Annotated in this window: 10 protein-coding genes; 4 read left to right on the forward strand and 6 right to left on the reverse strand. The window is 72.1% G+C overall.

Annotated features, from left to right (window positions below):
• Positions 1 to 241: 241 nt before the first annotated feature.
• The 4 genes from EF387_RS21095 to EF387_RS21110 form a co-directional block, all read right to left on the reverse strand.
• Complete coding sequence (locus tag EF387_RS21095) at positions 242 to 1393, reverse strand: D-alanyl-D-alanine carboxypeptidase family protein (protein WP_128378153.1); 1152 nt, start codon at positions 1391 to 1393, stop codon at positions 242 to 244.
• Positions 1394 to 1702: 309 nt separating this feature from the next.
• Complete coding sequence (gene rho, locus EF387_RS21100; RefSeq protein ID WP_162467184.1) at positions 1703 to 2908, reverse strand: transcription termination factor Rho; 1206 nt, start codon at positions 2906 to 2908, stop codon at positions 1703 to 1705.
• A gap of 331 nt (positions 2909 to 3239) precedes the next feature.
• Positions 3240 to 4049: a class I SAM-dependent methyltransferase gene (locus EF387_RS21105; RefSeq protein ID WP_128378291.1), complete on the reverse strand. Its 810-nt coding sequence runs from the start codon at positions 4047 to 4049 to the stop codon at positions 3240 to 3242.
• A gap of 172 nt (positions 4050 to 4221) precedes the next feature.
• Positions 4222 to 5805 carry an alpha-amylase family glycosyl hydrolase gene (locus EF387_RS21110; RefSeq protein ID WP_128378292.1) on the reverse strand — a complete coding sequence of 528 codons (1584 nt, stop codon included), beginning with the start codon at positions 5803 to 5805 and terminating at the stop codon, positions 4222 to 4224.
• A gap of 143 nt (positions 5806 to 5948) precedes the next feature.
• Here EF387_RS21110 and EF387_RS21115 point away from each other — a divergent pair, with 143 nt between their 5' ends.
• Both EF387_RS21115 and EF387_RS21120 read left to right on the forward strand, forming a co-directional pair.
• Positions 5949 to 6683: a class I SAM-dependent DNA methyltransferase gene (locus tag EF387_RS21115; RefSeq protein WP_128378155.1), complete on the forward strand. Its 735-nt coding sequence runs from the start codon at positions 5949 to 5951 to the stop codon at positions 6681 to 6683.
• 288 nt (positions 6684 to 6971) lie between these two features.
• A complete protein-coding gene (locus EF387_RS21120) occupies positions 6972 to 7823 on the forward strand; it encodes a thermonuclease family protein (protein WP_128378156.1) in 852 nt (283 codons plus the stop codon).
• Between the two features lie 245 nt (positions 7824 to 8068).
• Here the strand turns inward: EF387_RS21120 and EF387_RS21125 are convergent, their stop codons facing one another.
• A complete protein-coding gene (locus tag EF387_RS21125; protein WP_128378157.1) occupies positions 8069 to 9244 on the reverse strand; it encodes a serine hydrolase domain-containing protein in 1176 nt (391 codons plus the stop codon).
• A gap of 131 nt (positions 9245 to 9375) precedes the next feature.
• Positions 9376 to 10341 (reverse strand): acetylxylan esterase, encoded by a 966-nt coding sequence (locus EF387_RS21130; RefSeq protein ID WP_128378293.1) that lies wholly within the window; start codon positions 10339 to 10341, stop codon positions 9376 to 9378.
• Between the two features lie 327 nt (positions 10342 to 10668).
• On the opposite strand from EF387_RS21130, the gene EF387_RS21135 reads away from it, so the two are divergent.
• Positions 10669 to 11589 carry an NADP-dependent oxidoreductase gene (locus EF387_RS21135; RefSeq protein ID WP_128378158.1) on the forward strand — a complete coding sequence of 307 codons (921 nt, stop codon included), beginning with the start codon at positions 10669 to 10671 and terminating at the stop codon, positions 11587 to 11589.
• Positions 11590 to 12025: 436 nt separating this feature from the next.
• Positions 12026 to 12817 carry a putative protein N(5)-glutamine methyltransferase gene (locus EF387_RS21140; RefSeq protein ID WP_202918333.1) on the forward strand — a complete coding sequence of 264 codons (792 nt, stop codon included), beginning with the start codon at positions 12026 to 12028 and terminating at the stop codon, positions 12815 to 12817.
• Positions 12818 to 12837 lie beyond the last annotated feature (20 nt).

The following is a 12837-nucleotide window of genomic DNA, read 5'->3' on the forward strand; positions in this document are numbered from 1 at the left end:
GGTGTGGCGCGAGAATTTGTTATCCGCGATAACAATCAGGTGACGCCGCCGAAACATGGCCGCACCCGCTCCATGACCTCCGTCGGAAGGCGGGGTTGAGCATGGGGACGGGCGCGGCGGCTGGAGGCGGCGGCGCACGAACGGTCCGCGCCGCCGCGCGGCCGGCCGACGGGGCCGACCTGGCAGCCGTCACCCGCGCCGGCGCCGTAGTGGAGGAGGAGCAGAGCGGGCGGCGCGGGGATCAGTCGCGCGTGGGACGCGGGCCCTTCCAGCCGCGCAGCGCCATGCCCGTCGCTCCCGCGCCCAGGGCCGCCGCACCCGCGATGGCACCCGCCTCCGGCCAGCCGGGGGCCTTGTTCCCGGAGGGCAGGGCGGCGGCGGGGCGTGCGGTCGGCCCGGGCCGTGCCACCGTCGACCGCGGCTCCAGGGAACCCACCGCACGCACCCGGCCCGCGGCCTCGAACCCCCAGTCGAGGAGAGCGCGGGCCTCCTCGTACACCGCGAAACCGCCGCCTGTCTGCGGGTTGAGCACCGTGACGATCAGCGTGCGCCCGTCACGGCGTGCCGCGGCGATCAGCGTGTTGCCCGCGCCGGACGTGTAGCCGTTCTTGACTCCGACGATCCCGGGGTAGGGCTTCACCCCGTCGGCGCCGGTCAGCAGCCGGTTGGTGTTCTGGATCTGGTACGACCGCCCCTTGGCGGGGAACATGGCGGCGGGCTTGGCGCAGTACCGGGCGAAGTCCGCGTTGCGCAGCCCGGCCCGGCCGAAGAGGGCCAGGTCGTACGCCGACGACACCTGCCCCGGCGCGTCGAAGCCGTCCGGCGAGACCACCCTGGTGTCCAGGGCGCCCAGTTGCCGCGCCTTCCGCTGCATCTCGGCGGCCGTGGTGCGCCAACCGCCGTGCATCGCGGCCAGTACCCGTACGGCGTCGTTGCCGGAGTTGAGGAAGACCCCGTGCCAGAGGTCGGCCGCCGAGTAGGTGTGGTTCGCGGTGACACCGACGAGGCTGCTGCCCGCCTCCACGCCCGCGAGGTCCGACTCCCTGACGGTGTGCCGGACGTTCCCGGGCAGGACCGGCAGCACGGTCAGGGCGAACAGTGCCTTGAGGGTGCTGGCGGGCGGCAGCCTGCGGTGTGCGTCGTGCGCGGCGAGCACAACACCGCTGTCGACGTCGGCGACCAGCCACGACAGCGCGGAGACCTCGTCGGGCAGCGCGGGCGCGCCGGGACCGCGCCGCACCTGCGTGCCGGCCCCGTACAGCGGTGAGGCCGTGCGGCTCGGTGGGGCAGGGTCCTCGGCGACGGCCAAACCCTGCGCCGGCGCGGTCGGCACGCCGATCGCCCACAGAGCAGCGCAGGCGATGGCGAGGCGGGACGAGAATCCGATGGTCATGGCGCAAACGTAGGAACGTGGACGCAGGATGCCGGTGCGTCAGGGCGGCTGCGCGGCCGGATGGAGGGGGCGAGGCACCCGGATGACCGACATCGCGAGGCTTGGGCGAAGGGCGATGGTCACAGGGCGGTGGGTCCGGGGCGGTGGTTCCGGGGCGGTGGTTCCGGGGCCTTGGGGGCCAGGGCGGTGGGTCCACGGCCAGGGCCTCACCGCGGCGGCCAAGGCGGTCGGTCCGGGGCGGTGGATTCGGGGGCGGTGGATCGAGGGCGCGGATCCCCGGGGACGGATCCAGGGCCGGATCAGGGGGCACTAGCCGGTGGGCAGAGTCGGTTGGACCTGCCGGAGGAACGTCGCGTTGTCCGGGGTTTGCCGCATCTTGTCCAGTACGGCGTCGACGGTCGACTGGGCGTCGCGGGACCGCAGGGCCCGCCGTAGTCCGCGGGTGACCGCCAACTCGTCGGCGGCAAGAAGGAGTTCCTCCCGTCGGGTGCCGGACGGGGTGATGTCGACGGCCGGGAAGACCCGCTTCTCCGCAAGAGCCCGGTCCAGGCGCAACTCCATGTTGCCGGTGCTCTTCAGCTCCTCGAAGTAGAAGTCGTCGGCGCGGGAACCGGTCTCCACCAGGGCCGTGGCCAGGATGGTGAGCGAACCGGCCTCCTCGGTCAGGCGCGCCGCACCGAAGAACCGCTTGGGCCCCTGCAGCGCGGCGGCGTCGACACCGCCCGTGAGGGTGCGGCCGCCCGAAGACGCGGCGTTGTTGTACGCGCGGCACAGCCGGGTGAGCGAGTCCAGCAGGACCACGACGTCCCTGCCCTGTTCGACCAGCCGTTTGGCGCGCTCCACGGCCAGCTCGGCGAGCGCGATGTGCTGTTTGGGTGATCGGTCGAAGGTCGACGCCAGCACCTCTCCCCGTACGGAGCGGCGCATGTCGGTGACCTCCTCGGGCCGCTCGTCCACCAGGACGACCATGAGGTGGCACTCGGGGTGGTTGCCTGCGACGGCGGCGGCGAGCTGCTGCAACAGAACCGTCTTGCCGGTCTTGGGCGGAGCCACGATCAGCCCGCGCTGACCCTTGCCGATCGGGGCCATCAGATCGATGAGGCGGGTGGTGAGGCCGCCGGCGGAATGCTCCAGACGCAGCCGGTCGCGCGGATGGAGCGGGGTGAGGTCGCGGAAGTGGGGGCGACGGCGCGACTCTTCGGGCGCGCGGCCGTTCACCAGCTCGACCTCGCCGAGGGCGCGCTGCCTGCCGCGTCCGGTCCGCACCCCCTCGACGGTGTCGCCCTGGCGCAGACCGTACTGGCGGATGAGCGCGGCGGGCACCGGGATGTCGTCGGGGGTGGGCAGGAAGCTGTTCGGACGCAGGTGTCCCTGGCCGCCGGACGCGATGTCGAGGACACCGGCCGCCCTGGACCGGGCCGGGGACTGCTGGGTGACTGTGGGGTGTTCGAGTGCGGTGGTCAACTGGGGTCCTTTCAAGGATGCGCGGAGCCGCGGATGCGGGGCTGTGCGGATTCGCGGATGCACGGAGACATGCAGAGGTGTGGGAACGGCCCGGCGCAGGCGGTGCGATCACGCCTCGCTCGGCGGAAGCGGCATCCGGCGTCTCGCCCGACGGCTGTCGGTGACGGCCCTCGAGGACGGCTGTCATCGGCCGTGTCGAGAAGAGATGGCGCTGAGAAGCTGGTTCGCCGGTCGCTCAGGACGGGCGTTTCAGCGAGTGAAGGGTGTGAAGTGAATCAGCACGGTCGCCCGGGAAGTTGGAGCGAACAAGCGTGCGGAGCCAAGTCTAGCACGGGGTGCCGTCTTCGCTGGCGGAGCGTCTTGCCGGGGCAGGCTGCCACCTTCAGGGCGTCGCGAGCAGACCGTACAAGAGGGGGATCCGTGGTGACGTCTTCGGCAGACGCCACCATCCGGACGGTGTCCGGTCCATCTCGGGCCAACGCGGCCACGGCAGCTCATCGCTTTCCCGTAGTCGCGCGATCCGCAGGCCGGCGCCGACCAGGGCGTTGACGACCTCGCCGAGGCCGTGCGTCCACTCGTAGGACTCGATGGCGCCCTGAACCGGCGGGCCGTCGGTGTAGGTGCGCGTCACGGTCCGGCGGATCGCGTCCCGGCCGCCCAAGTAGTCGTGGCGCAGCAGCAGTTCCGAACCCTCACCGACGGCGGGCTCGGGCCCCAGCGAGGTGAGCAGTGGATGGAACTCGACGATGTACAGGCGCCCGCCCGGACGGAGCAGACCGGCGACCGTGGCCGCCCAGCGGTCCAGGTCGGGCAGGTAGACCAGAGCGCCCTTGCCGGTGTAGACGACGTCGAACCGCCGCCCCTCCAGCGCGGTCGGCGCGTCGTAGACATTGGCCCGTACGTACTCCACGTCGGCGCCCGCCCGCTCCGCGATCGCCCGTGCGGCGGCCACCGACGCCTCGGAGATGTCGAGACCGACGGTTCGGGCGCCGCGCTCGGCGAAGGCGATCGTGTCCGAGCCGAGGTGGCACTGGAGGTGGAGCACATCGCGTCCGGTCAGGTCGCCGAGGTCCTCCCACTCGAAGGGGGCGAACCAGCGGGACGGGTCGGGCGGCTCGTCCACACCGTAGAACCGGCTCGCCGCGTGAACGGGGGTACGGGCGTCCCAGTTCGCCTGGTTCACCCGCATCATCCGCTCGTGCTCGTCCGTCAAGGGCACGTGCTCCTCGTGCATGGGCCCATCCAACCAGCAACTGGCGCGAACGCACGACCCCTTGATTCACCTCATGTTCAACTGCGCACGGCGTGCCGACATCGACCTGTCGCGGGTGACCGTGCCGGCGTGGCCATGGGCCCGGCCCTCGTCAGCGGCCCAGGTCGAACACCCCGTAGCCGAAACCGGATGCCGTGATCGTGCCGTCGGCGATACGGACTCCGGTGGTCTCCAGCGGCCGGGTGGCGTGAGTCGCGCCGTACGGGCAACTCGCCGCGTTCCGCTGGGGGTTGACGACCACGAGGTACCGGCCTCCGCGCAGGTACACGAACGGGTACCCGGAGTTCAGCACTTCCACCGAGCCGCCGGGGCCCAGCTCCGGTGTGCCGGTGCGGAGCGCGACGAGGCGGCGTACCAGATGCAGCAGCGAGGTCTCGTCGGCGCGCTGGGCCGCGACGGTCGGGCGGTCCGGGGACGGGTCGACGGGGAGGTAGGGCTCGTCGGAGGTGCTGAAGCCGGCGTTCTTGGTGTCGTCCCACTGCATCGGGGTGCGGGAGCCGGCGCGGTTGTAACGGGGGCCGAGCACGCTGCCCTCCCTGTCGGGCAGGTCGGGGATGTAACGCATACCGATCTCGTCGCCGTAGTAGACGGCCGGCAAGGTGGGCCAGGTCAACTGGAAGACGAAGGCCGCGGGGAGCTGCTCGGCGGTACGGGGGCCGCAGTTGAGCCGCGAGAAGTCGTGGTTGGCGGTGGGCAGCGAGATGAAACCGCTGCTGCCGAGGGCGGTCGACGCCCGCTGCCAGGCCTCGACGAAGGGGAGCGGCGAGCCCTTGCCCTCCGCGTCGAAGAAACAGTCGAGCGGGTCCCAGGCCTCGTCGACCGTGCCGGACCGGTTGCTCCACAGCGAGCGCAGGGCGAGCCCGTTGGAGGGGCCGCCGAAATGGAGGAAGAAGTCGGTGTGGAAGCCCGCGGGAACGGCGACCTCGGGGTCGCCCCACTCCGACAACAGCACCACCTCCGGATGCGCGCCGTCCAGCCAGTGGCGCAGTTCCCTCCAGATCCCGGCCGTCTCCGACTTTTCCGGATCGTCCTTGACCAGCGAGGACGCCATGTCCACGCGGAAACCGGCGACGCCGAGGCGCAGCCAGTGGTCCATGATCGTGCGCAGCGCCCGACGGTTGGCGCGCGGGCCCTCCGCGTCCACCGGCTGCCGCCAGGGCTCGGCCGGGTCCGGACGGGCGTAGCCGAAGTTGAGCGCGGGCTGGAAGGCGAAGAAGTTCGGCAGGTACGAGCCCGGGCGCGGCCCCGGCGACTCGACGAACCCCGCGGGGCGCCCCTCGGGCGCCCAGATGTAGCGGTGGTCGTCCGGGTCGTGCGCTGCGGCGGTGAACCACGGGTGCGCGTCCGAGGTGTGCCCGGCGACCAGGTCGAGCAGCACGCGGATACCGCGCCGCCCGGCCTCGTCGACCAGCTTCGCCAGGTCGTCGTCGGTGCCGTAGCGGGGGGCGATCGTGAGGTAGTCGGCGATGTCGTAGCCCGCGTCACGGAACGGGGAGACGAAGCACGGGTTGATCCAGACGGTGTTCACACCGAGCCACGACAGATGGTCCAGGTGTTCGGTGATGCCGTTGAAATCGCCGATGCCGTCACCGTCGGAGTCGGCGAACGACTGCGGGTAGATCTGGTAGAAGACGGCGTCGGCTAGCCAGGCGGGTGCGGGGCGGAACGAGGTCATGGGGCGGCGCGGCCTTTCCTTGAGCCGTTTTCCGTGCTGCTGGTCCATGCGCGGTCGGGGACCTCTTTCGAGCCTGACACCGCCTGTCCCGTCCCGGTAGTCCGCCTCCCGGCAGCAGGACGGTATGACTATGCTGATCAACGATGTTCTCCCCGCAAGGCCCCACGCTTCGCGAGCTCGCGGTCCAGGCGCTGTCATCCGTCGAGCGCGGCTACGACCTGCTCGCGCCCAAGTTCGACCACACCCCGTTCCGTACGCCGGACACCCTGCTGGACGCGGTCGCGCGGGTCCTGCGGGAGCTCGGGCCCTTCGGTACCGGACTCGATCTTTGCTGCGGTACCGGGGCCGGGGTGGGGGTGCTGCGGCAGGTGTGCGCGGAGCCGATCGCCGGGGTGGACATCAGCGCGGGAATGCTCGCTGTCGCACGGGAGCGCGAGGGGGCGGATGTGCACTGGGTGCGCGCCGACGCCCGCGCCCTGCCCTTCGGGCCGGTGTTCGACCTGGCGGTGAGCTTCGGGGCCTTCGGGCACTTCCTCCCGCATGAGCTGCCGGGGCTCTTCGGCCAAGTGCACGCCGTGCTGCGGCCGGGCGGCCGGTTCGTCTTCCCGGTCGTGGCACCCGCCCGGCCCGGCTCGCCGGGGTACTGGGCACTGCTCGCCTTCGACACCGCGATGCGGGTGCGCAACGCGGTGTGGCGGCCGCCGTTCGTCATGTACTACCGCACGTTCCGGCTCGCCGATGTGCGAGAGGAACTGGAGCGTGCGGGCTTCACGGTGGAACTGGGCGCGCTGCCGGACTTCGGCCGCAGGCCGGACGGGAGCCCGCGCTGCCGGGTGGTCGTGGCCACGCGCCGGACCGGGGCCGGGCCTTCGCGCTGAGCCCGGCCCCGCCCACGGCACGCCGCCCGGCACATGGGGACGTTCCCCTGACGCATGGCGTTCCCTGGCACGTGGCTTCCCCTGACATGTCGCGTTTCCTGACATGTGTGGCGTCGCCCGACACACATGGCGCGTCGAAACGACCCATGGCGTGTCGCCCGACGCACGGCGCGTCGCCCGACCCATGGCACGTCGTCTGACATGCGGCATTGTCCCGCCGGTGCCAGACTTGGGTGAGGTTCGATCGTCTGCTCGATTCGGTATGTGGTCGTCCGAGGGAGTTGCGCCATGCCGATGCTCGTGATTCAGGGTTCGTTCCATGTGAAGGGCAGTCAGCCCGACGGAGACACCGTCCACTTCGCCGCGGACAACCGGGACGAGTGGACACTCGTCGGCGGCCGCAACCCCGTCCAGATCACCACCGCCGGCCGTGCCAAACTGCGGCTGGAGGGCATGGACGCGCTGGAGACCCACTACGGCGGCGTCCACCAGCCCCTGCCCCACGGTCACGCCGCCGCGGCGGAGTTGCTCGACTGGCTCGGCTTCACCGATGTGCGGCGCGAACCGGACGAGACCGTCACCGGCGCGACGCCCTCGAGCCGGCGCGGCTTCGTCCTCACCCGCGGCGCCGACGTCCACGGCCGCTGTGTGGCACTGGTCGGCCGGGGCAACCCGCCCGGCGCCAGCGGTACGGAGATCCCCGTGGACGTGTCCCTGCTCCGGCAGACCGCCAACCACCACCTCGTCGCCGAGGGACTGGCCTTTCCCACCTTCTACCGCGGACTGTTCCGGGACCTGCGCGAAGAGCTGGCCGGCGCCGCACGGAAGGCCCAGGACGACGGCAAGGGAGTGTGGGCCGACGACGTGACCATGACGGGGGTGAAGCTCACCGGGCTGCCCTCCATCACCGACGACTCCGTCATCCTGCCCAAGCTGTTCAGAAGGCTCGTGGACTACTTCAAGGTCGGCAACATGCCGGTCTCCTGCTTCCCCGCCTACCTGGCCGGCAAGGGGGACCCGTTCACCGTCCTCCCCACCGGAGAACGCCACGTGGGCCTGCACCACGTCGTCGAGGTCACGAACAGCAGCACGGTCAGGATGACCCAGCCCGCCGTGGACCTCCTCTTCGACGAGGCGTGAGAGCCGGACCCCGGGCCGGACTGAATGAACCGGCCGGGGTGCGGCTGAACCGATCGGTGCGGCCGGGCCGGCCGGGGTGCGGCTGAACCGATCGGTGCGGCCGGGCCGGCTGGGGTGCGGCCGAACCGAGTGGGTGCGCCGATCCGGCCGGGTCGCGGCCGAACCGATCGGTGCGACTGATCCGGCCGGGTGCGACTGATCCGGCCGGACACGCCGTACCGATTCACCGTGCGCTGTTCCGCGGCTCAGAGCACGCCGTACAGCGCGTCGATGAGCGCCATCTTCCGCGGGTCGTCGGCGATGTGCGGGCCCATGTGGTTCATGACGTAGCCGAGTGAGAGCCCCGCCTCCGGGTCGGCGAGACCGCACGAGCCACCGAAACCGTCGTGTCCGAAGGCCCGCGGATTGGGCCCGTACGACTTGTTCGGCCCGCTCAGCCACAACCCCAGCGCCACCTCCGTCTCGGCCTCGAAACCGGCGCCGAGCACCAGGTCGCGGCAGGCGCCCTGCCCTTCCCGCGCCCGCTCGGCGGCCTCGGGCGAGAGGATCCGCCGCCCGCCGTACATGCCGCGCTGCGCGAACACCCCGTACAGCGCGGCGACCGCCCGGGCCGTGCCGTGGCCGTTGGCCGCCGGCAACTCGGCCGCCCGCCACAGCGCGGTGTTCGCCTCCTCCGCGCCGACCACCGGGTTGGTCAGCGCGGCGATCGCCACCGGCGCCAACTGACTGAATATCGCGGCCTGTTCACTGCTCGCCACGGCCGGCGGATGCACCATCTCGGCGACCCGGCCCGCCTCCTGCTCCGGCAGCCCGATGGTGAAGTCGATGCCGAGCGGTCCGGTCACCTCCCGCTCCAGGAACACCGAAGGCAGCACGCCCGACACCCGCCGCACCAGCTCACCGACCAGGAACCCGTACGTCAGAGCGTGGTAGCCGGACCGGGTGCCCGGCTCCCACCAGGGTTCGGTAGCCGCGAGCCGCTTGGTGGTCAGCTCCCAGTCGTAGAGTTGCTCCAGCGAAAGCGGCTCGCGCAGTCCGGCCAGTCCTGCGCGGTGCGAGAGCAGATGCCGGACGAGGACCGACTCCTTGCCCGCGGCGGCGAACTCCGGCCAGTACCGGGCCACCGGAGCGTCCAGGTCCAGCAGCCCCCGGTCGGCCAGGATGTGCACGCACAGTGCGGCCGGGCCCTTCGTGGTCGACCAGACGTTCACCAGGGTGTCCCGCTCCCACGGACGGGTCCGGGCCGCGTCAGCCCAACCGCCCCACAGGTCCACCACCGTCTCACCGTTCTGCACCACACAGACGGCCGCGCCCAGTTCCCCGCGCTCGCGGAAGTTCTCCTCCAAGGCGGCCCGCACCGCCTCGAATCGCGGGTCGCATTGGCCGTGCACGAGGGGTGCTTGCGGTGCGTGCTGGGACATGGGGTGCCTCCGTCGTCCGCCGGTGAGGACCCGAACATACCGACTGGTCGGACAGGGGGAAAGGTGTGCGGCGAGACTCGGCGGAGGGCCGGCCGCCGCCGTCGGCGCCGCCGCCGGGCTGCTCACGAGGGTCACAGACGTTCGCGCAGCCAGCGGACCTTCGCCGCCTCCTGGTACGGGCCGCCTCCCTCGTGGTCGTTGAAGTCGTAGACCTCGATCGACTTGTCCTCGCCCGCATAGGCGTTGAAGGCCGCGAAGACCGTGGACGGCGGGCACGTCTGGTCCTCCAGCGCCGCCGAGAACAGCGCGGGAGCCCGGCCCCGTGCCGCGAAGTGGACGCCGTCGAAGTACGCGAGCGTGCGCATCACCTCCTCGGTGCGACCGCGGTGGGTCTTGAGGTAGTTGCCGATCTCCCGGTACGGGTCGCGGTCCGTCAGCGTCGTCGCCCGCGGGAAGTCGCACAGGAAGGGCACGTCCGGGGCGATCGCGGCCAGGTCCGGGACCAGTCCGCCCACCGCGACGGTGATCCCGCCGCCCTGACTGGTCCCGATCGCGGCGGTGCGTGAGGCGTCGGTCAGCGGGTGGGCGCGGGCCGCCTCGACCGCGCGGACGGCGTCCGTGTACAGCCGCCGGTAGTAGTAGTTCTCCGGGGCCTCCACGCCGCGGGTCATGAAACCGGGGTAGGCGGGACCGCTGCCCGCCGGATCCGGGGTGTCGCCGGGGGACCAGCCGCTGCCCTGTCCGCGGGTGTCCATCACGAAGTGGGCGCGGCCCGTCGACGCCCACAGCAGATGCGTGTGGGGCAGGCCCCGTCCGCCGCCGTAGCCGATGAACTCCACGACCAGCGGCACCGGTTCGGTGACGCCCGCGGGCAGGACCAGCCATCCCCTGACCGGATGACCGCCGAACCCGGCGAAGGTCACGTCCTGGACCTCGACCGTCGCCAGGCCGGTGTCGACCGGTTCGAACGTGGGGGCCAGGTCGTGTGCGCGGGCCTCCTTCAGCGTCTTGGCCCAGAAGGCGTCGAAGTCCTCGGGCTGGGCGGAGGTGCTGCGGTAGGTGCGGAGCTCGTCGACGGGCAGGTCGAACTGGGCCATGGGGCCGCCTTCCTCGGTGGTCGGGGTGCGGACGATCACGCCGTGTGGATCACACCGTATGTGGGGTGCGGGGGTGGTGGGTGGGTGATTTCCCGCCTGTTGCGCCCGGGCGGAGGCCACCCAGAACCGCAGCGCCGCCCCCGTGAAACCGCCCCACGCCCTCTTGGCCCCGAACGAGGAGAGACCCATGGCCAAACGAGGAGAGACCCATGGCCAAGGGAGGTTCCCGATGAACACCCGCCCCACCGGGAATACCCGCCCGCCCCGCCTCGGCTCATCCGATGGTGGCCTCATCCGGTCACAGGCGAGGAGAGCGAGGAAGCGCAGATGCCCAAGGCGTACGTCTTCACCCGGTACGGCGGTCCGGAGGCCGAGGCTTTCGTCGATCAGCCACTCCCCAGCCCCGGCCCGGGGCAGCTCCTCGTCGCGGTGCGCGCGGCGGGCGTCAACCCCGTCGACTTCAAGCAGCGCACCGGCTACGTCCGCCCCGGGGAGAGCGGGCGCGAACTGCCCGCCGTGTTCGGCAACGAGGTCGCCGGTGTCGTCGAGCGGATCGGCCCGGACGTGACCGGGTTCGCCGTCGGAGACGAGGTGTTCGGCAACCCGGTGGCCGGGGGATACGCCGAGTACGCGCTGCTGCCCGTCGCGGTGACCGCGCACAAGCCGGAGGCGATCTCCTTCACGGACGCGGCGGCCCTGCCAGTCGCGGCGGCGACCGCGTACGACGGTGTCCGCCAGCTGGACCTGCCGGCCGGCGCCACGCTCGTGGTCACCGGCGCGGGCGGCGGCGTCGGCGTGGCGGCGGTGCAGATCGCGCGGGCCGCCGGGCTGAAGGTCGTCGGCGTGGCGAGTGCGGGCAAGAAGGGGTTCGTCGAGTCGCTCGGCGCGGTGCACGTTCCCTCGGGCCCGGACTTCGTGGCCGGCGTACGGGCCGCGGCGCCGCACGGGGTAGATGCCGTCTACGACCTCATCGGCGGTGAAGTCCTCGAAGCCGCCGCCGAGTTGCTCGACGACGGGACGAAGCTGATCACCGCGGGCGGCAAGGACATCGTGGCGGGGCTCGGCGGAGCGCCCGTCGCCCGGGCCCGCACGGCGGCGGTCCTCGACGAGGTGGCGAAGCTCGTCGTCGACGGTTCGCTGAACCCCTTGGTGACCCGTACCTTCCCGCTCGAGAAGGCGGGCGACGCGCTGCGGGTGGTCGAGGACGGTCACGCCCAGGGCAAGATCGTCATCGTGGTCGGTGCGTGAACGACCGCGTGCGGGGCCGGCGCCCTCGACAACCACGCCCCGGCCTCGCTCACCGGCGGCACGCCGTGAGATGGCCTTCCCGCACACCGCCGCCTGGAACACCGCCGCCATCCGGCTCTCGAAGTCCCCGCCTTCCGGCCGCGCCGCACGACCGCCTCCCGGCGGAACGGGTGCCGGAGCGGCTGGTGGACGAGGAGGCCGGGGGCGTGCCGTGAGCCTTTCTGCCGAGCGGCCGCGGCGGGGCGTGCGGTAGTGTGTCGCCCCGCCCACCGGGCCGAACCGGACCGGGTGGCGATGGACCACGAAGGACAGCGGCGGACCGCGACGGATCGCCACGGACGAAGGAGGTGAGACCCATTACCGCTGTGTCGGCTCGGGCGTTCTCACCTCACGGCCACCGGGACTGGTAACCCGGGTGGCCACAGGGGCGCCCCACATGCCCCGAAAGGCTCTCATGTCCCTCACGCACACCACTGTCGTCAACCTGCTCCGCTCGGCGGGCTGTGTCTTCGCCGAGGACGAGGCGGAGCTCGTCCTCGCCACCGCCCGCACCCCGGACGAACTCGCCTCCATGGTCGAGCGCCGCACCGCCGGACTGCCCCTCGAACTCGTCCTGGGCTGGGCCGAGTTCCGCGGGCTGCGGATCGCCGTGGAGCCGGGGGTGTTCGTGCCGCGGCGCCGCACGGAGTTCCTCGTCGAGCAGGCGCTCGCCCTGGCGCCCGACGCACGGGTCGTGGTGGACCTGTGCTGCGGCTCCGGAGCGGTGGGCGCCGCGCTTGCCGGCGTGCTGGACGGCGTCGAACTGCACGCCGCCGACATCGAACCCGCCGCCGTGCGCTGCGCCCGCCGCAATGTGGCGGCCGTCGGCGGCCGGGTCCACCAGGGCGACCTCTTCACCGCCCTGCCCCCGGCGTTGCGCGGCCGGGTGGACGTACTCGCCGCCAACGTGCCGTACGTCCCCACCGGCGAGGTGGCCCTGCTGCCCGCGGAGGCCCGCGACCACGAGCCGCTGGTGGCCCTCGACGGTGGCTCCGACGGCCTCGATGTGCTGCGCCGGGTGGCCGCCGAAGCACCCCGGTGGCTGACTCCCGGCGGTCTGCTGCTGGTGGAGACCAGCGAAGGCCAGGCGGACCCGGCGACCGAGATCCTCGCCGGCAGCGGCCTGCTCCCGAAACTCGCCGTCTCGGAGGAGCTGTACGCGACCGTCGTGATCGGGGTCCGCCCCTGAGAGCCCCTGCCTCCGAGGCT

Origin of the sequence: Streptomyces cavernae (assembly GCF_004023625.1) — a bacterium.
In the GTDB taxonomy this organism is placed as follows: domain Bacteria; phylum Actinomycetota; class Actinomycetes; order Streptomycetales; family Streptomycetaceae; genus Streptomyces; species Streptomyces cavernae.

What these genes read in the sequence shown, in the direction of transcription:
- EF387_RS21095 (WP_128378153.1), bottom strand. Translation starts at nt 1,393, where the DNA reads ATGACCATCGGATTCTCGTCCCGCCTCGCCATCGCCTGCGCTGCTCTG.
- EF387_RS21105 (WP_128378291.1), bottom strand. Translation starts at nt 4,049, where the DNA reads ATGATGCGGGTGAACCAGGCGAACTGGGACGCCCGTACCCCCGTTCAC.
- EF387_RS21110 (WP_128378292.1), bottom strand. Translation starts at nt 5,805, where the DNA reads ATGACCTCGTTCCGCCCCGCACCCGCCTGGCTAGCCGACGCCGTCTTC.
- EF387_RS21115 (WP_128378155.1), top strand. Translation starts at nt 5,949, where the DNA reads ATGTTCTCCCCGCAAGGCCCCACGCTTCGCGAGCTCGCGGTCCAGGCG.
- EF387_RS21120 (WP_128378156.1), top strand. Translation starts at nt 6,972, where the DNA reads ATGCCGATGCTCGTGATTCAGGGTTCGTTCCATGTGAAGGGCAGTCAG.
- EF387_RS21125 (WP_128378157.1), bottom strand. Translation starts at nt 9,244, where the DNA reads ATGTCCCAGCACGCACCGCAAGCACCCCTCGTGCACGGCCAATGCGAC.
- EF387_RS21130 (WP_128378293.1), bottom strand. Translation starts at nt 10,341, where the DNA reads ATGGCCCAGTTCGACCTGCCCGTCGACGAGCTCCGCACCTACCGCAGC.
- EF387_RS21135 (WP_128378158.1), top strand. Translation starts at nt 10,669, where the DNA reads ATGCCCAAGGCGTACGTCTTCACCCGGTACGGCGGTCCGGAGGCCGAG.
- EF387_RS21140 (WP_202918333.1), top strand. Translation starts at nt 12,026, where the DNA reads ATGCCCCGAAAGGCTCTCATGTCCCTCACGCACACCACTGTCGTCAAC.